Source organism: Lactobacillus acidophilus (assembly GCF_034298135.1).
GTDB lineage: Bacteria > Bacillota > Bacilli > Lactobacillales > Lactobacillaceae > Lactobacillus > Lactobacillus acidophilus.
In genome coordinates, this window is the sequence record NZ_CP139575.1 from 1,909,942 (window position 1) to 1,928,405 (window position 18,464).

Here is an 18,464-nt window from a genome sequence, read left to right on the forward strand (position 1 = left end):
CTTATGAAAAAAGTTTTAGCAATTAATTCAGGTAGTTCATCCTTTAAATATAAGTTGTTTACTTTTCCTAATGAAAAAGTAGTTGCATCGGGTATGGCAGATCGTGTTGGTATGGCTAATGCGGTATTTAAAATAAAGCTTAATAGTAAAGAATACATCAAAAATACGCCTATTCCTAATCAAGAAGCTGCAGTTAGTTTGTTAATTGAAAGCTTAAAGAAATTTAACGTGGTTAAAGATCTGAAAGAATTGTCTGGTGTCGGTCACCGAGTAGTTAATGGTGGTGAGGTTTTCAAACATTCAGTCGTCATTAATCAAGCGAATTTAAAGCAGCTTATTAAATTAGGTAATTTAGCACCTTTGCACAATATTCCCGAAACAGTTGGAATAGAAGCCTTTATGCAGATAATTCCAGATATTCCGCAAATCGCAGTATTTGATACATCGTATCATCAAAGTCTTAGTGAGATTAATTATTTGTATTCTATTCCATATAGGTACTATGAAGATTATGCAGTTCGTAAGTACGGTGCTCATGGCATTTCAGTCGAATATGTTGCACCTCGTGCAGCTAAAATGATGGGTAAAAATTTAAATATTAGCAAGTTAATAGTTTGCCATTTGGGATCAGGCTCGTCAGTAACTGCTGTAAAAAATGGTAAATCATATGATACTTCAATGGGCTTTAGTCCGCTTACTGGAGTGACAATGGGTACACGCAGCGGCGACTTTGATCCATCAGCTTTAAGATACATAATGGATAAAACTGGTATGTCGATTGATGAAGGAATCGATATGCTAAATCATGAGTCAGGGTTGCTCGGTATTTCTGGTGTGTCGTCAGATATGCGTGATCTTATTGAAAGTAAACAAAAACGTGCTGAACTTGCTCGGCGTATTTATATTAATCGTGTTGTCCGGTATGTTGGTGCTTATGCAGCTGAAATGGATGGTGTAGATGGGATTATCTTCACAGCCGGAGTTGGAGAACATGATTCTGGAATTCGTGCTGGAGTGATGTCATCGTTGAGGTATTTAGGATTAAAGCCTGACTACAAGGCTAACAGAACCGATGGCGAAAAGTTTATTTCAATGCCTAACTCCAAGGTAAAGGCCTTGGTTGTGCCAACTAACGAAGAATTAATGATTGCTCGTGAAGTAGTTCGTTTGACGCGTTAACATCAATTAAAAGTGCATCCCGAAAGGGATGTTTTTTGATACCGCTAACATCTAACAATATGTTGAAAACGGTTTCTTTATTCGGCTAAACTATGCGTGGAGGAAAAAATTATGTCACATTGGTACGATCATGCAATTATTTATCAAATTTATCCTAAGTCTTTTCAAGATAGCAATGACGATGGTATTGGCGATCTTAATGGTATTCGTAAAAGAATTCCCTATTTACAAAATTTAGGAGTTAATGCAGTTTGGCTTAATCCTGTTTTTGTTTCGCCACAAGTGGATAACGGTTATGATGTCTCAAATTATTTTGCGATTGATTCTCACATGGGAACGATGGAAGATATGGAGAATTTAATTAAAGATCTGCATAAAGCTGGAATTCATATCATTATGGATTTTGTCTTAAATCATACTTCAGATCAACATCCATGGTTCCAAGATGCTATTAAGAATCCGGATAGTTTATATCGTGATTACTACATTTTTGCTGGTCATGATAATAAACAACCTAATAATTGGGGATCTTTCTTTGGAGGAAGCGTCTGGGAACCTGATCCGGCAGGTACTGGTCAGTCATATTTTCACTTATTTGATAAACGGATGCCAGATCTTAACTGGAAAAACCCTGAAGTTCGACATGCTATGCTTGAAATAGCTGAATTTTGGTTAAAGAAGGGAATAGACGGCTTAAGACTTGATGCATTTATTCATATTGGTAAGGCAGACTTAAGACAAAATTATCCAGCTATGGATGATAAACCGGTTATTGCAGAGCCGTTTTTTGCTAATTTGCCACAAGTGCAAGAATGGATGAGACCATTTTGTGAACAAATTAAAGAAGATTATCCAGATGCACTTTTACTTGGTGAAGCAGCTAGTGCTAGCGTTAACTTAGCAGTTGATTATACGAATAAACGTAATCATTTAATGGATTGCGTGATTACATTTCGTTATTTTACAGAAGATGATTCCAAAATCGATAAGAGTTATTCCGCACAATATCAGCCTAAGGAGCTTGATTTAACAGCTTTTAAACAAAATCAGGTGGTTTGGCAACAAACGTTAGCTGATATATCACAACCCACGCTTTATTGGAATAATCACGATATGGCAAGACTTGCTACTAGAATTGCGAAGACTTCAACTCAAGCAAAGAGCTTAGCAATGTTGATGTATCTGCAACGCGGTATTCCGATTATTTATTATGGTGAAGAATTAGGGCTTAAGAATTTACACTTTACTAGTGTTGATCAATTTGAAGATCAAACTGTTGCTCCATGGATAAAAGAGGCACAAAAAGCTGGAATAAGTAGAGATGCCGCATTTGCTATGGTTAGCGATACCCATAAATTACCGGCTCGTGGTCCAATGCCATGGAACGATACAGAAAATAATGGTTTTACTAGTGCTAAACCTTGGCTCAATGGAATTAGTCAAGATGATGTAACAGTTGCAAATGAAGTCAACTCTGATAACAGCATGTTTACTTTTTATAAAAATATGCTGAATCTGAAAAAAGAAAAACTATTCCAAGACGGAACTTACTATATGATCTCAACTGGTAAGGACAGTTACGTTTATCAACGTGATTTGGGCAATGAGAGTGCGATTGTAGCTGTTTCGTTAAGTAATAAAAAGATTTCAATCGATCTTCCGGAAGAGTATATTAAAGAACTATTAAAGGCTGGGGAATATCAATTAACTAATGGAAAATTAACTTTAATGCCTTACGCGGGTGTTGTTTTGAAAAAGGAGAATTAATGTATGCAATTAGCCGCTTTAAGACACAGAACAGAAAGTGAAGATAGTTTTGTAGTTGATCCAAAACATGTTCGTGTTCGTTTTCACACTGCAAAAAATGATGTTGAAAAAGTAATTGTTCATTACTGTGATAATTATTTACCATTAAAATTTGCAGAAACTACTGAAATGGAAAAGATCGGTGAGGGTCAAGTTGAAGACTATTGGGGTATTACACTTGATGCACCATATCATCGTTTAAAGTACACTTTTGAAGTTATTGGTAAGGACGGTACAAGTGTAGTTTATGGTGACCGTGCGATTAGCGATGATATTAAAGACGCAATCAATGAAGATGGATCATATTTTAAAATTCCATATTGTCATGAAATTGATATGGTCAAAACACCAGACTGGGTTAAGAATACCGTTTGGTATCAGATATTCCCTGAACGTTATGCTAATGGGGATAAATCAAACGATCCTAAGAATATTAAGCCATGGAATCCAACTGATCATCCTGGTAGAGAGGATTATTATGGCGGTGATTTGCAAGGTGTCTTAGATCATTTAGATTATTTACAAAAGCTAGGCGTTAATGGTTTATACTTTTGTCCAATTTTTAAAGCGAGCTCTAATCATAAATATGACACGATTGATTATTTACAAGTAGATCCGGAATTTGGTGATAAAGATTTATTTGCTAAAGTGGTTAACGAAGCACATGCACGTGGTATGAAGATTATGCTCGATGCCGTATTTAATCACTTAGGTGATCAATCAATGCAATGGCAAGATGTAGTGCAAAATGGATCTAAGTCACGTTTTGCAGATTGGTTCCATATTAATGAGTATCCAGTTGAACCATATCGTAATCCATTAAAAGGCGAAAAGAATCCGCAATATGATACTTTTGCCTTTGAAGAACATATGCCAAAGTTGAATACTGCTAATCCTGAGGTTCAAGATTTCTTGTTAGAAATTGCTACATACTGGGTGAAGTATTTTGATATCGATGCATGGCGTCTTGATGTGGCAAATGAAGTTGATCATCACTTCTGGAAGAAGTTCCATAAAGCAGTCACTGATATTAAGCCAGACTTTTACATTGTAGGTGAAGTTTGGCATTCGGCTCGTCCATGGCTTAATGGCGATGAATTTACAGGTGTAATGAACTATCCGTATACTTTGCAAATTGAAGACCACTTTTTCAAGCATAAGTTAACTGCTGATCAAATGACTACACGCTTGACTGATCAACTTATGAAATATCGTGATTCTACTAATGAAGCAATGATGAATATGCTCGATTCACATGATACTGCCAGAATTTTGACAGTTGCAAAAGGTGATCAAGACTTGGCGCTTCAAGCATTAACTTTTGAATTCATGCAAAAAGGTAGTCCATGTATTTATTACGGAACTGAAATGGGGATGGCTGGAGATAATGATCCAGATTGTCGTAAGCCAATGGATTGGTCAAAAGAAGATGGACCTGTATGGCAAAGGGTTCATAAGCTAATTAAATTCCGTTTAGCTCATGATAAAACGCTCAGTGAAGGTAAAATCAAGTTAAGCGTAACAGAAAATAGGCTAATTGAAGTTATTAGAGAGGGCAAAGAAAGTATTCATGCTTACTTTAATACAACTAAAAATGATGTAAAACTTGATGGTAAAGCTGAATTAAGTCAAGATTTTGAAAAAGGAATACTCGCTCCAAAAGGCTTTGTAATCATGGTTGATTAAAAGTTACTTTTAATAAGCAAGAAAAAGAAGGTAGGTTAAGTTCTACCTTCTTTTTTTATTAATTAATTCTGATACCGGTAACATGGCTTTTGATGTTGTAAACCGCTTTCAATTACATGATAATGAAAGCGTAAACAAATAAGCACTTCAAATATTGCGGGAGATATTATATGAAACGAATTTTTGAAATTGATCCTTGGAAAGTCATTACTCATAAATTTGATCCAAAAGATAAGAGATTGCAGGAAAGTATGACTGCAATCGGTAACGATTACATGGGAATGAGAGGAAACTTTGAAGAAGGTTATTCAGGTGATAGCCTCCAAGGTACATACTTAGCAGGAGTTTGGTTCCCAGATAAAACGGTTGTTGGTTGGTGGAAGAATGGATATCCAAAATATTTTGGTAAAACACCAAATGCTCCAAGTTTTATTGGAATTGGAATCAATGTAAATGGTGAAAAGGTCGATTTAGCTAAAGTTAAATTTAGCGACTTTGAATTATCACTAGACATGCATCAAGGTCTTCTTTCGAGAAGTTTTATCTATGAAGGTAAAGATGTCAAAGTTAAGCTTGAATTTGAACGCTTTCTTCACATTGTTCAAAAAGAAGCTGCTCTAATTAAAGTTAAAGCAACTGTACTTGAAGGCCATGCAAAGATTGATTTTGACTCAACTTTAGACGGCACTGTTGTTAATGAAGACAGTAATTATGGCGATCGCTTCTGGATTCCACTTGGTGAAGATAAAGATGAAAAAACTATTCAAGTAAAGACTAAGAAAAATCCATATGACGTACCACAATTTACAGTATTGTTGAAAGAAGCATTACGTAATAATGGCGTAGCAGTAAATGGAGAAGTTACTACTGAAGATGCAAAATTGAGTGAAAGATTCTCAGTAGAATTAGACGAAGGTCAAAGCTATGAACTTGAAAAAGATGTCATTGTTGTAACTAGTCGTGATGTTGAAGAAAAAGATCAAGCAGCCGTTGCTAACAACTTGATGAGTAAACTTCAAACCAAGAGTTTTGAAGATAACTTAGCAGATCATACAGAAGCTTGGAAGAAGCGTTGGGAAACAAGTGATGTAGAAATCAGCGGCGACGATGCAGCTCAACAAGGTATTCGCTTCAATATTTGTCAATTATTTATGACATATTACGGTGAAGACAAGCGCTTGAATGTAGGTCCTAAAGGCTTTACTGGTGAAAAATACGGTGGTGCCACTTATTGGGATACCGAAGCCTTTATCGTTCCAATGTATTTAGCAGTAACTAAACCAAGTGTTACAAGAGCACTTCTTCAATATCGTCACGATCAATTGCCAGGTGCTTACCATAATGCTAAAGAACAAGGCCTTCCAGGTGCATTATTCCCAATGGTTACCTTCAATGGTATTGAATGTCACAACGAATGGGAAATCACATTTGAAGAAATTCACAGAAATGCAGATATTCCCCACGCAATAGCCATGTACACTGATTACACTGGCGATGACAGTTACGTTAAGAATGAAGGTATGGACGTTTTAGTCGGTACAGCAAGATTCTGGGCAGCTAGAGTTCACTGGTCAAAGATGCGTAACAAATACGTAATGCACGGTGTAACAGGTCCTAATGAATATGAAAATAACGTAAACAACAACTGGTTTACTAACACAATGGCTAGATGGCTTCTCAAATATACTTTGGAACGTTTGCCACTTGCTACTAAGGAAGCTCAAGAAAGAGTTCGTGTTACTGACGAAGAAAAAGCTAAATGGCAAGATATTGTGGATAACATGTACTTACCAGAAGATGAAGATCTTGGCATTTTCTTGCAACAAGATGATTTCTTAGATAAAGATATTCGTCCTGTTACTGAGATTGAAGATCAACGTCCAATTAATCAACACTGGTCATGGGACAAGATTTTACGTTCACCATTTATTAAGCAAGCCGATGTTTTACAAGGTATTTACTTCTTTGATGATCAATACACTATGGATCAAAAGGAAAAGAACTTCGATTTCTATGAACCATTAACAGTTCACGAAAGTTCACTTTCACCATGTATTTACTCAATTATGGCTGCAGAACTTGGCAAGAAAGAAAAGGCAGTTGAACTTTACCAAAGAACTGCACGTCTTGACCTTGATAACTATAATAACGACACAGTAGATGGTTTACACATTACTTCAATGAGTGGTTCATGGCTTGCGATTGTTCAAGGTTTCGCAGGGATGCGTTACGATCATGATCAATTGAAGTTCAACCCATTTGTTCCTGATGGTTGGGATCACTACAGCTTTAAGATTAATTATCGTGGTCGTTTGATTGAAGTTTATGTAGATCATGATGAATGCAAGATTACTTTACTTTCTGGTGATGATCTTGAAGTCATGGTACATGACAATAAATTGGATTTGAAGGAAGGTAAAACTAAATGCTTAAAGGCTTAATTTTTGATTTAGATGGTGTCTTAACCGACTCAGCACGTTTCCACCTTACAGCTTGGAATAATTTGGCTAAGGAATTAGGCATTACTTTAACAAACGAACAACTTGATAGTTTACGTGGTATTTCAAGAATGGATTCGCTTAATTTGATCTTGAAGTATGGCGGTCAAGAAGATAAGTATACTGAAGCAGAAAAAGAAAAATTTGCTGCAGAAAAGAATGCTAAGTTTGTTGAGCAAGTTGAAACAATGACACCAAAGGATATCCTACCTGGCATTCCAGAATTACTTAGTGATGCTAAGAAGCAAAACTTAAAGATGGTAATTGCTTCTGCTTCAAAGAATGCACCTAAGATTTTAACTAGACTAGGAATTATGGATGAATTTGATGGGATTGTTGATCCTGCCACTCTTCATCATGGTAAGCCAGATCCAGAAATTTATATCAAAGCGCAAGAACTTGTTGGATTGAAGGCAAATGAAGTAATTAGCTTTGAAGATGCCCAAGCTGGTGTTGAAGCAATTAAGGCTGCTCATCAATTTGCAGTTGGAATAGGTAATAAAAAGCTTTTGAAAGAAGCTGATTACATCGTTCCAACCACTGCTGATCTTAAGCTTAGTGAAATTGAAAAAGTTTTTGAAGAGAAAGAATAAAAATTAAAAGAGAGTAGGGGAATGTACTGAGACGTAAAAATTAGACAAATATTTGTTCTAGCTGACTAAGGCTTGATCTCGATATTCAATCGGGGTTAAGCCTTTTAGTCTGCTCTTTATCCTTTCGTTGTTATAGTATTTGATATATTCTTCGATTGCTTGTGTTAATTCTTCAAGATTGTGATACTTGTACTCCTGATCATAGAACATTTCTGTTTTGAGCAGGCCAAAGAAGTTTTCCATTAGACCATCATCCATGGAATTACCTTTACGAGACATGCTTTGCGTGATGCCATGAAGCTTTAAGGCTCGCTGATAAACTCTGCTCTGATATTGACAGCCCTGATCTGTGTGAAAAATACAGGCATTAAGTGCCTTATGCTTGGCAAAAGCCTTATTGAGCATGGACATAACTAAATTCATATCCGGATGACGTGAGATTGAATAAGAAACTATATCACCACCACAGCCGTCAAGAATTGGCGATAAGTAAAGTTTCTGACCATTTAAGTGAAATTCAGTGATGTCTGTATACCACTTCATATTTGGTCGTATGGCAAAGAAGCCTCGATGAATCAGATTTGGAGCTATCTTACCAATCGTACCTTTATAACTGGAATACTTACGCTTGTTGCGTCTTCGACCTTTGAGCTTAAGTTTGTGCATCCAGTATCGAACTGCTCGATCTGTAACGGCATAGCCTTCTTTTCGCAATTGCATAGCTACACGACGATAGCCATAACGTCTTTGATGATAATCGAAGATTTCTTTCATTCTGGATAAGAAACCTGGTTTCTTTCTCTTAGGCTTATCTTTAGGCTTGATAATGTTGTAGTAAGTACTGCGAGCTATTAAAGGCAGATCTTTATTTTGAGCCAAGACTGTAAATATATAGTCCAAGCTAACCTTGAATTCTTGCCTTAGTTCAGTGACTGCCTGAGCTATTTCTTGTGATGTTTCTGATCCAAGGCGTTTAGTTTTTTTACGTAGGCATTGACGATACGCAATTTCAAGTTTTCTTCTTTGAGTTGCTGGATCTGCTTCTCTAAATCTTTGCGCGATGTTTGGGATTGCTTCTTCTGACTCATGAACGGAATGCCGTCCTTTCTTCTTGATAACGACATTATACCCATTTTTCTTATATTCGCGAATCCAATTATACAAGATACCGTTGCTTCTTAGTCCCAGATCTAAAGACAACTGATTAATTGAATTATTACCAGTTAATGATCTAACAATGGCTTTTTCCTTAAATTCTTTGGTAAACAATTCCTTAGATTTATCATAGATTTCGATCCCATGACGATCTATTAAATTAACCATATATTGTAGGGTAGAACGATTTAATTTTATTTCAGAAGCGATTACAGATAAGGATTCATTTCCATTTCTCCAATCATTATAAATTTTAAGTCTTTGTTTTTTGTTTAATTTGGACATAGTAAAAGCCGTAAAAGTGTCTAACTTTTACGGCCCACTTCAGAAACAATGGTTGAGGTTGATTTAAACCATATTTACAAGAAATATGCAGGTAACGATCGGTATTCTGTAAATGACTTTAACTTACACATTAAAGACAAGGAATTTATCGTTTTCGTTGGTCCATCAGGTTGTGGTAAGTCAACTACATTAAGAATGGTTGCCGGTTTGGAAGATATCAGTGAAGGAACTTTGGAAATCGATCATAAAGTAATGAACGATGTTGCTCCAAAAGACCGTCACATTGCGATGGTTTTCCAGAACTATGCTTTGTATCCACATATGACCATTTATGACAACATGGCATTTGGTCTTAAGCTTCGTCACACACCTAAGGATGTTATCGACAAGAAGGTTAAAGAAGCAGCTAAGATGTTAGGTCTAGAAGATTATCTAGATAAAAAGCCAGGTGCTTTATCCGGTGGTCAAAGACAGCGTGTTGCATTAGGACGTGCGATCGTTCGTGCCGCACCTATCTTCTTAATGGATGAACCATTATCAAATCTTGATGCTAAGCTTCGTGTGGTGATGCGTACAGAAATTGCTAAGCTTCACCAAGAATTGGGAACTACAACTATTTATGTTACCCACGATCAGACTGAAGCGATGACTTTGGCTGACAGAGTTGTTGTTATGTCTGTTGGTAAAGTTGAGCAAATCGGGTCACCACTTGAGGTTTACAACAAGCCAGTAAATATGTTTGTTGCTGGATTCATTGGTTCTCCTCAAATGAACTTCTTCAATGTTCACTATAAGAACGGTCGAATTAGTGATGGCAAAGGGTTGAATATTGGTATTCCTGAAGGTAAAGCAAAATTACTTGAAGAAAAAGGATACAACGATAAGGACTTAGTCTTCGGTATTCGTCCAGAAGATATTCACTCAGAAGAAGCATTTATGGAAACTTGGCCAGATTCAGTAGTTGAATCAAAAGTTGTTGTTTCAGAACTTTTAGGTGCAACTATTCAACTTCACCAAGAAGTAGATGGCACTGAATTTACTGCAATCGTAAATTCACGTGATTTCCATAAACCAGGTGATATGGTCAGGATGGGCTTCGATGTTAATAAGGCTCACTTCTTCGATAAGGATAGTACAAAAGCTATCGTTAACTAATTTTATTAAAGCTTACAACCATAGGTAGCAAAGGCTACTGTTGTTAAGAATTGTTTATTGTTTTGATTTTTTAGGAGGAAAAAGTCATGAAGTTTTGGAAGAAAATGGCTTTAGGTAGTACTGCTGTTTTAGCTGCTATGTCACTTGCAGCTTGTTCAAATGGCTCATCAAATTCATCAAGTTCAAGTAACACTTCAAATAAGAAGGCTAACTTGACACTTTGGGTAGATACTGAACAAGTACCTTACTACAAACAAATTGCTAAGGACTTTACTAAGAAGAACAAGAACATTAAGGTTCGTGTTGTACAAAGTCCAAACGGTTCAGCTAACGCTAAGACAGATGTTGGTAAGGACCCATCAAAGGCAGCTGATGTATTTGAAGTACCTAACGACCAATTAGGTCAAATGGCAGAAGCAGGCTACATTAACCCACTTTCACCATCTGCATCTAAGGACATCAAGGCTAACTACATTGATGTTGCATCAAAGGGTGTAACTTGGAAGGGCAAGGTTTACGCATTTTCATACGCACAACAAGCTCAAACTATTTACTACAACAAGTCTAAGCTTTCAGCAAATGACGTTAAGGATTGGAAGACTTTAACTTCTAAAGGTGTTGTAGCTACTGACTTCACTAACGCATATGTAATGTGGCCAGTAATGTTCTCAGCAGGTACGAAGCTTTATGGTAACAATGGTGAAGACCTTAAGGGTTCAACATTTAATTCACAAGACGGTATTAATGCTTTGAAGTGGTACGCAGCTCAAAAGAAGAATAAAGGCGTAATGCAAACTTCAAATGCTTTGAATCAATTGAAGAAGGGTAATGCTCAAGCAATCCTTGATGGTCCATGGAACGCAGCTAATATTAAGAAGATTTTAGGTAAGAACTTTGCAGTTGCTAAGTATCCTAAGATTGATGTTGGCGGTAAGAATGTACAAATGGAAGCATTCCTTGGTATTGAAGGCTTCGCAGTTAACTCAAACACTAAGAATGCTAAAGCTGCTTCAGACTTAGCTGCTTACATCACTAATAAGAAGTCACAATTGATTGCTCACAAAGAAGCAGGTCAAATTCCTGTATTAAAGGCTGCAGTTAACTCAAGTGCAGTTAAGAGTGATCCAGTTGCTGAAGCTGTAATTGAAATGGCTAAGCCAGGTAACTCAGTATTGCAACCTAAGCTTCCACAAATGGCTGCATTCTGGAATGGTTCAGCTCCACTTATCAGTGGTACTTACGATGGTAAGATTAAGCCAAGTCAATACAAGGCACAACTTGCTAAACTCGCAAAGACTGTTGAAAAGAAATAGTCAACTAAAAGCATAAGCAAAGGTTGGGCTAAAAATTGTCCAACCTTTTTGCCTAAGAAGGGGAGAAGTTATGTTTCTAAAGAAAAAGCATGTAGCTCCTAAAGCGACATACCGTGAAGTATGGTCAAAAGGTGATCTTGCTACCAAGTTATCATTTTTCATAATGGGTAGTAATGCCTTAGCTAACAAACAATGGGTAAAAGGTCTTGCATTTTTACTTTCAGAAATTATTTTCATTGTTTGGTTTGTTCTTAGCGGTATTCCAACTTTAAATACTTTAGCTACATTAGGTACTAATAAGACCAAAAAAGTTGTTTATGATGCTGCACAAGGTGTTTATGTTACTAAGCAACCGTCAAACTCAGTTTTAATTTTGCTATTTGGGGTGCTGGCAGTAATTTTATGTATAGCAATTATTTATCTATACATTGTTAACTTGCGCTCAACAAGACATAATTACATATTAAAACGTGATGGTGGTCACATTCCGACCAATGTTGAAGAACTTAAGAGCTTACTTGACACGCGTTTACACGCAACTTTAATGGTTATACCATTATTAGGTATTTTGTTCTTTACCATCTTGCCAACAATCTTTATGATTTCAATGGCATTTACTAACTATGACCGTCAACACCCAATTGCCTTCTCTTGGACTGGATTTCAAGCATTTGGTAATGTTCTTAGTGGTGACTTAGCGGGTACTTTCTTCCCAGTATTGGGCTGGACATTGATTTGGGCTGTAGCAGCTACTGCTACTACTTTCTTCTTTGGTGTGTTACTTGCTTTATTGATTGAATCCAAGGGTATTAAACATAAGGGCTTTTGGAGAACAGTCTTTGTAATTGTTTGGGCTGTTCCTCAATTCGTTTCACTTTTAATGATGGCTCAGTTCTTGGACTATCAAGGTGCTTTAAACAATATCTTGATGAACTTACACTGGATTAGCTCTCCTATCCACTTTATTGATAACCAGGCTTCACCATTGGTAGCCAGAATTACAGTTATTATTGTTAACATGTGGATCGGTATTCCAGTTTCAATGCTGGTATCTACAGCTATTATTCAAAACTTGCCACAAGATCAAATTGAAGCTGCCAAGATTGATGGTGCTAATGCTGCACAAATTTTCAGATCAATTACTTTCCCACAAATCTTATTTGTTATGGCACCTTCACTTATCCAACAATTTATTGGTAACATTAACAACTTCAATGTTATCTTCTTGCTGACAGGTGGTGCGCCGATGAACAGTCACTATAACGGCGCCGGATCGACTGACTTACTGGTAACGTGGTTGTATAACTTAACGTTCGGGCAAGAGCAGCGATATAACGCTTCAGCCGTACTTGGTATCTTAATCTTTATAATTAGTGCGGTTGTATCGTTGATAGCATATAGACACACTAACGCTTATAAGGAGGGCTAGACATGAAGTCATATTCTAATCAAAGACGGCTCTCATTAATCTTTCGGTATATTCTTTTAACTGTATTAGCTATTCTTTGGATTTTACCGATTGTCTGGATCGTCTTGGCAAGTTTTTCATACAATGATACTGGATTTGTTTCGACCTTCTGGCCAGAACAATTTACTTTGCAAAACTATATTGGTATTTTTACTAATTCACAGTATCCATTTGTTAACTGGATTATTAATACATTGATTGTTTCACTTCTTTCAATGATTATCTCAACATTCTTAACAATTTCAGTTGCCTATGTTTTATCACGACTTCGTTTTAAGTTTAGAAAGCCATTTCTTCAAATTGCTTTAGTTTTGGGGATGTTCCCAGGTTTCATGTCAATGATTGCCTTGTACTACATCTTAAAAGGTTTGAATATGTTAAACCTCTTTGGTTTACTTTTGGTTTACGTTGGTGGTGCCGGACTTGGCTTCTACGTTGCTAAAGGATTCTTTGATACAATTCCTAGATCAATTGATGAAGCTGCTGAAATTGATGGTGCTACTAAGTGGCAAGTATTTCTTCATATTGGATTGCCACTTTCAAAGCCAATGATCGTTTATACTGCTTTAACTGCTTTCATTGCACCTTGGACAGACTTCATTTTCTCAGGTATCATTCTTTCAACTTCAGGAAATGCGAAGACTTATACTATTGCCTACGGACTTTACAACATGGTTCACACGGCTAAGGGTAATGCAACTGCATACTTTGCACAATTCGTTGCAGGATGTGTAATCATTGCTATCCCTATTACTATCTTGTTTGTCTTCATGCAGAAGTTCTATGTTAATGGTATTACTGCTGGTGCTGATAAAGGTTAATCAAAAATTTGCTTATGCTAAAAAATGTCTTGCTTCGGCAAGGCATTTTTTGTTTGCTTTTGAAGGCGAAGTTATACAATCAACTTAAGATGATTAACATAACTAGAATTAGGAAGTGACGAAATGAAGATTGGGGAAGCGTTAAGACAAGAAAGACTGCGATTGAATCTTAGTCAAAGTCAGATGGCTGGGGATGTATTGACTAAGTCATTTTATTCTAAGGTGGAGCGTAATCTTTGCAGCATTAGAGCAAATGATTTACTCAGTATTTTGAGTTTGCACAATATTGATTATTCTTATTTTTTTGAAAAACTAAAATTTGAAAATAATGATAATGAACTGTCAGAAACGGAATGCAATAATTTGTTACACGCTGCTTATTACAATAATGACTGGTCCAAAATATTGAAACTGCAAGAATTAATTAAGCAAAAAGATACTAGTAAATTTAACTTGGATAGTATTAATGCTCAAATTATTGTTATCAAAGCTGCCATTTCGAATAGTCTGGATAAAATTTCTGATGATGAAAAAGATCGCATAAAAAGAGCAATTTTTGAAACGACTAATTGGACAGAAAGTAGTTTGAGATTATTTTTCAATGTTTATTTTTGATATGGACGATATTAATGCTATTTTGACGACAATGCTGAAAGATATTCCAAATATAAATTCTATTTCTGAAGATAAACAAAAAATGTTTTCTGCGATTTTGATTAACTATTTGAATTATTCTTTGTATCACTTGGAATCAATAAAAAAGATAACGTGTACCAATCTATAAATAGATTGAAATCCCTAACTGCAGAACCAAAAAACTGTTTTGCAAAAATAATGGCGAATTATTATCAATATATATTGAAAGGAGACTTAGTAAAAGGTCAAGAAATATTAGATTTTTTAAAAGAAAATGGATTAGGAGAAATTGTTGAAAAAATTCGAAAATAATAGGTGCCATATTTGACACTTTTTATTTTTAGTCTTTTTATGGGGTTATATTTATGTCTATAAAGAAAATAAATATTACAAACGCACGAGGTGATTACGATGACAATAGGCGAAGCTTTGAAAAATGAGCGTATTAGAAGAGGTCTCTCAATCAGAAAAATGGCTGGGAATATTATTGATCCCTCATCTTACAGTAAAGTTGAAAAGAATATGCGCAATATTGGTTCTGAAGCCTTAGTTCGTCTTCTTTTTGCACATGATATAGATATTAATGAATTTTTTACTAATCTTGAACCTAACTACGCCTGCAAAAATTTTATTAATAAAATAAGACTGGAAAAGAATATGCGTATTGCTTTTAACAATCGTGATCTAGCTGAAATGCAAGCTATTCATCAAAAAATAATGAATTTAAAGGGTGAAGAGATCTTGAAATTAAGGTCTATAGTAGCGATTGCATATTTAACCAACAATGTTAATAACTTAGATAATCAAATTAAAGAAAGAATATTTAAGCAACTTGATAAAAATGATAATTTAAGCAACAACATTGAAGCTATTAGGCTATTTGCCAATGCAATGCCAATTTTTACTGATGATCAGCTCAACTATTTAATGCAGAGCTATATTTCGAAAATAATCAAAAAAGAAAATATATCGGAATTAGATAACAAACGCTTTGCTGTGGCAAGCGTAAATTATCTTCGAGCTTGCTATGAACGTAAGTTTTCTTTAAACGAGACAATGCTTCAAATTCAGGATTACATTTTAAATATTAATGATACATCTCTTTTGGAATATAAAGGCTTAGTTAAATTAAGTTTAGCTGCTATTATGGGTAAAATTGATCGGGCTAAAGAGATAAAACGAGAATTAATTAACATAGGGTACGTGCAGGTCAAAGAATGGAAATTTTAGTGTGGCTTTTTGACCACATTCAACTTACGATGCTTATAATTGTGTTAAAACATTATTAAATCAAATGAAAGAGGGGAATGAATATGTGGGAATGGGAATTTCCGGTTTTACCGTAAAAAAAGCAACAAAAGAATAGTTGTCCCAAATAAGGAGAAGATTATGAAAAAGAATTTAATTCAAAAAAACTTGCATGAGCAAACCGGCAGTTTGCTTAAACCCTATTCTGTAACTTTTATCAGTAACGATGAAGGTAATGCTCCAACTATCAGCTTTAGCAATGGGTAAGAAAAGAAGTTAAAAGTAGGCGATATTCTAACTGACATTTGTCACATTAAAACAAATTCTCATAGAGTAGAAATTACGTCCTCTAATGGAACGCTATTTAGATTAGGATTAAATAGCGCATTCAGTATAGAAAAAACTATAGAAGGTGTTGTTCCTGTCTATTATGGAGAAGTCTATGTAGAAGCACGTGATCAACAGCCTACTCACAAATACTATACTAGTTGTTGGTGTGAAAGTACTACGATATTTATCGACAATATTTCAGATCATGAGGACTGTTACTACACTTTGGATTTCCCAGCTACAATTTATGAATATGATGAGGAGGGAAATAGATTTGATATTTTTAAACAATTAGCTTTAACCAAAACGTCTCTTACATTTGATGATAATAAGCCAATGAGAGATAGATATAAAGTAAAATATCAAAAGAAAATTACACAAAGTGAGATTGATTATATTGTTTCTAATTTTGTAAATCCTAATAATTGGATTTAGTTAATTACATAGAATAGAAAGGTAGGCAAGATAGCATGAAAAAGATACATTCTTTTCAACATTCTTTGAAACTTCTATTGTCTACGTATAAATTATTCTTCAAAGCTGCTCCTGCTATAGCAACTTTTGTAGCTCTATTAGCACCTATTCAGGCTATTGCTTCAGTCTTAGCCATTAATGCAGGCCAAAATGTAATTAATGAGGTGACTGTACATAAGCAATTTTGGACAAGTATAGGTATCTGGATCATAGCTACGGCCTTAACGCAACTTTTGCCACCGGTTGCCACATCTCTTCAAGGAATTCTGACGGATAAATTAACGGGGTTTATCAATATGAACCTCATGAAAAAGTCTAAAGATCTGCAATCCCTCAGTATTTTTGACAATAGTACTTACTTTGATGATTTACAATTGTTAAAAGAGGGTGCATCTTGGCGGCCAGTTAACTTAATTGTATTTGGAGTTGCAATTATCCAATCTGGTTTAACCTTATTGTTCATGTTAAGTTTGTTAGCTAGATACAATCCATGGGTAGCGATTTTATTGCTAATAGTAATGGTGCCACAAAGCCTTAGTTATTATCGAATCCAGCAACAAGCCTTTGAAACTATGGTAACTAGAAGTAAAAATGCAAGAAAACTTGATTACTTAAGTTCACTGCTTCTAGACAGAAAAGATACCAAAGAAGTCCGTTTGTTCAACATGTTTCCTGCTGTAATTGACAGATATATCAAATTGTTCAAGGATACCAGGAAAAATGTAGATCAAGTTCGAATGAAACAAATGTATGTTAGTTCATTTTTCTTAGGACTTGTGGTGATAGTTTCAGGATACGGATTTTATTGGTTTGCATCTTCAGTTAACGATGGAATTGTCGGTGCTGGTGCACTATTAATGTTTGTATCTGTTATCGCTTCTGTTTCTAGTTCCTTAGCTACTTTGGTGGAAGATAGCAGTTTACTTTATGATTCATTGTTATGGGTTGAAAAGTACAATCGCTTTGAAAAATACCATGATGATTTTCAGAATGGATCTAGACAGCTTGATACTCCAATTAATCAAATAAAATTATCCCATGTTTCTTTTACATATCCATTTTCTAATGAAGAAATTTTGCATGATGTTAACTTCAATATTAATAAAGGCGAAAAGATTGCAATTGTTGGTGAAAATGGATCTGGTAAATCTACATTGATTAAATTGCTAATGAGATTTTACGATCCAAGTAAGGGTAAAATAGATCTTAATGGTAGTAATCTGAAAGATTATGATATTAAAGATTACCGAAACCACTTATCTGCAACGTTTCAAGATTACTCTAAGTTTAAATTGAGCCTACTTGAAAATGTGTCCGTTTTTCGCAATGGTAATGAGGACAAAGTAAAGACAGCTTTAGGGGATGCAGGTTTGAGTACTTTACTCAACGATAAAGACATAAGCTTGGATACAATCTTGAGTAAAGAGTTCGCCAATGGGGTCGAATTGTCAGGTGGTCAATGGCAAAAGATTGCTCTTGCCCGTGATATTTATAGCGATGCGCAAGTTGAATTCTTGGATGAGCCTACTGCCGCAATAGATGCTAAAAGTGAAAATAAAATCTATGAACATTTTTTGGCAAAGAATAAAAATAAAACCATTGTCTTTGTTACACACCGTCTTTCCGCTGTTAAGTATGCAGATAAAATCCTCTTCTTGCAGAATGGAAAAGTTCAAGGCTTTGATTCTCACGAGAATTTGATGAAGACGAATATAGATTATAGGAACATGTATAATTTGCAAAAAGAAGCATATATTTAGTAATAAAAATTTTCTTCAAGATCGAATCGGTTTGATTCGGTCTTTTTTAGGTTAGAA

15 protein-coding genes are annotated in these 18,464 nt (G+C 35.4%); 14 read left to right on the forward strand and 1 reads right to left on the reverse strand.

The window, feature by feature from the left end; translation table 11 throughout:
• Positions 1-3 precede the first annotated feature (3 nt).
• The 5 genes from SO785_RS09230 (at position 4) to pgmB (ending at position 7,762) form a co-directional block, all read left to right on the forward strand.
• On the forward strand, positions 4-1,179 hold the full coding sequence (locus SO785_RS09230; RefSeq protein WP_011254602.1) for an acetate/propionate family kinase: 1,176 nt from the start codon (positions 4-6) through the stop codon (positions 1,177-1,179).
• A 111-nt stretch (positions 1,180-1,290) separates the two neighbouring features.
• Positions 1,291-2,946 carry an alpha-glucosidase gene (locus SO785_RS09235; protein ID WP_011254601.1) on the forward strand — a complete coding sequence of 552 codons (1,656 nt, stop codon included), beginning with the start codon at positions 1,291-1,293 and terminating at the stop codon, positions 2,944-2,946.
• A gap of 3 nt (positions 2,947-2,949) precedes the next feature.
• Positions 2,950-4,671: a glycoside hydrolase family 13 protein gene (locus tag SO785_RS09240; RefSeq protein ID WP_003549626.1), complete on the forward strand. Its 1,722-nt coding sequence runs from the start codon at positions 2,950-2,952 to the stop codon at positions 4,669-4,671.
• A 170-nt stretch (positions 4,672-4,841) separates the two neighbouring features.
• On the forward strand, positions 4,842-7,112 hold the full coding sequence (locus SO785_RS09245) for a glycoside hydrolase family 65 protein (protein WP_003549627.1): 2,271 nt from the start codon (positions 4,842-4,844) through the stop codon (positions 7,110-7,112).
• Positions 7,097-7,762 (forward strand): beta-phosphoglucomutase, encoded by a 666-nt coding sequence (pgmB, locus tag SO785_RS09250; RefSeq protein ID WP_003549628.1) that lies wholly within the window; start codon positions 7,097-7,099, stop codon positions 7,760-7,762. Before SO785_RS09245 ends, pgmB begins: the two co-directional genes overlap by 16 nt.
• A 57-nt stretch (positions 7,763-7,819) precedes the next feature.
• Here pgmB and SO785_RS09255 read toward each other — a convergent pair whose 3' ends face one another.
• Positions 7,820-9,202 carry an IS3 family transposase gene (locus SO785_RS09255; protein WP_011254600.1) on the reverse strand — a complete coding sequence of 461 codons (1,383 nt, stop codon included), beginning with the start codon at positions 9,200-9,202 and terminating at the stop codon, positions 7,820-7,822.
• A gap of 48 nt (positions 9,203-9,250) precedes the next feature.
• On the opposite strand from SO785_RS09255, the gene SO785_RS09260 reads away from it, so the two are divergent.
• The 9 genes from SO785_RS09260 to SO785_RS09300 all read left to right on the forward strand — a co-directional run bounded on the left by SO785_RS09260 (position 9,251) and on the right by SO785_RS09300 (position 18,407).
• Positions 9,251-10,357 carry an ABC transporter ATP-binding protein gene (locus SO785_RS09260; RefSeq protein WP_003549629.1) on the forward strand — a complete coding sequence of 369 codons (1,107 nt, stop codon included), beginning with the start codon at positions 9,251-9,253 and terminating at the stop codon, positions 10,355-10,357.
• Positions 10,358-10,443: 86 nt separating this feature from the next.
• Positions 10,444-11,670 carry an extracellular solute-binding protein gene (locus SO785_RS09265; protein ID WP_003549630.1) on the forward strand — a complete coding sequence of 409 codons (1,227 nt, stop codon included), beginning with the start codon at positions 10,444-10,446 and terminating at the stop codon, positions 11,668-11,670.
• Positions 11,671-11,740: 70 nt separating this feature from the next.
• Complete coding sequence (locus SO785_RS09270; protein ID WP_003549632.1) at positions 11,741-13,099, forward strand: carbohydrate ABC transporter permease; 1,359 nt, start codon at positions 11,741-11,743, stop codon at positions 13,097-13,099.
• A gap of 2 nt (positions 13,100-13,101) precedes the next feature.
• Positions 13,102-13,959, forward strand: coding sequence for a sugar ABC transporter permease (locus tag SO785_RS09275; RefSeq protein WP_003549634.1), 858 nt, complete (start codon positions 13,102-13,104; stop codon positions 13,957-13,959).
• Between the two features lie 123 nt (positions 13,960-14,082).
• A complete protein-coding gene (locus tag SO785_RS09280; protein WP_003549636.1) occupies positions 14,083-14,574 on the forward strand; it encodes a helix-turn-helix domain-containing protein in 492 nt (163 codons plus the stop codon).
• 432 nt (positions 14,575-15,006) lie between these two features.
• Complete coding sequence (locus SO785_RS09285) at positions 15,007-15,825, forward strand: helix-turn-helix domain-containing protein (protein ID WP_003549642.1); 819 nt, start codon at positions 15,007-15,009, stop codon at positions 15,823-15,825.
• 159 nt (positions 15,826-15,984) lie between these two features.
• Complete coding sequence (locus SO785_RS09290) at positions 15,985-16,110, forward strand: hypothetical protein (protein ID WP_003549644.1); 126 nt, start codon at positions 15,985-15,987, stop codon at positions 16,108-16,110.
• 288 nt (positions 16,111-16,398) lie between these two features.
• The gene (locus tag SO785_RS09295; RefSeq protein ID WP_003549645.1) at positions 16,399-16,608 is read left to right on the forward strand and encodes a hypothetical protein; all 210 of its coding nucleotides are present in this window, start codon (positions 16,399-16,401) and stop codon (positions 16,606-16,608) included.
• Positions 16,609-16,643: 35 nt separating this feature from the next.
• Positions 16,644-18,407: an ABC transporter ATP-binding protein gene (locus SO785_RS09300; RefSeq protein ID WP_021873989.1), complete on the forward strand. Its 1,764-nt coding sequence runs from the start codon at positions 16,644-16,646 to the stop codon at positions 18,405-18,407.
• The last annotated feature ends 57 nt before the right edge of the window (positions 18,408-18,464 follow it).

Coding starts and splice junctions, on each gene's coding strand:
- SO785_RS09290 (WP_003549644.1), top strand. CDS start 15,985: ATGAAAAAGAATTTAATTCAAAAAAACTTGCATGAGCAAACCGGCAGT.
- SO785_RS09260 (WP_003549629.1), top strand. CDS start 9,251: ATGGTTGAGGTTGATTTAAACCATATTTACAAGAAATATGCAGGTAAC.
- SO785_RS09230 (WP_011254602.1), top strand. CDS start 4: ATGAAAAAAGTTTTAGCAATTAATTCAGGTAGTTCATCCTTTAAATAT.
- SO785_RS09300 (WP_021873989.1), top strand. CDS start 16,644: ATGAAAAAGATACATTCTTTTCAACATTCTTTGAAACTTCTATTGTCT.
- SO785_RS09270 (WP_003549632.1), top strand. CDS start 11,741: ATGTTTCTAAAGAAAAAGCATGTAGCTCCTAAAGCGACATACCGTGAA.
- SO785_RS09240 (WP_003549626.1), top strand. CDS start 2,950: ATGCAATTAGCCGCTTTAAGACACAGAACAGAAAGTGAAGATAGTTTT.
- SO785_RS09265 (WP_003549630.1), top strand. CDS start 10,444: ATGAAGTTTTGGAAGAAAATGGCTTTAGGTAGTACTGCTGTTTTAGCT.
- SO785_RS09285 (WP_003549642.1), top strand. CDS start 15,007: ATGACAATAGGCGAAGCTTTGAAAAATGAGCGTATTAGAAGAGGTCTC.
- SO785_RS09235 (WP_011254601.1), top strand. CDS start 1,291: ATGTCACATTGGTACGATCATGCAATTATTTATCAAATTTATCCTAAG.
- SO785_RS09255 (WP_011254600.1), bottom strand. CDS start 9,202: ATGTCCAAATTAAACAAAAAACAAAGACTTAAAATTTATAATGATTGG.
- SO785_RS09280 (WP_003549636.1), top strand. CDS start 14,083: ATGAAGATTGGGGAAGCGTTAAGACAAGAAAGACTGCGATTGAATCTT.
- pgmB (WP_003549628.1), top strand. CDS start 7,097: ATGCTTAAAGGCTTAATTTTTGATTTAGATGGTGTCTTAACCGACTCA.
- SO785_RS09245 (WP_003549627.1), top strand. CDS start 4,842: ATGAAACGAATTTTTGAAATTGATCCTTGGAAAGTCATTACTCATAAA.
- SO785_RS09275 (WP_003549634.1), top strand. CDS start 13,102: ATGAAGTCATATTCTAATCAAAGACGGCTCTCATTAATCTTTCGGTAT.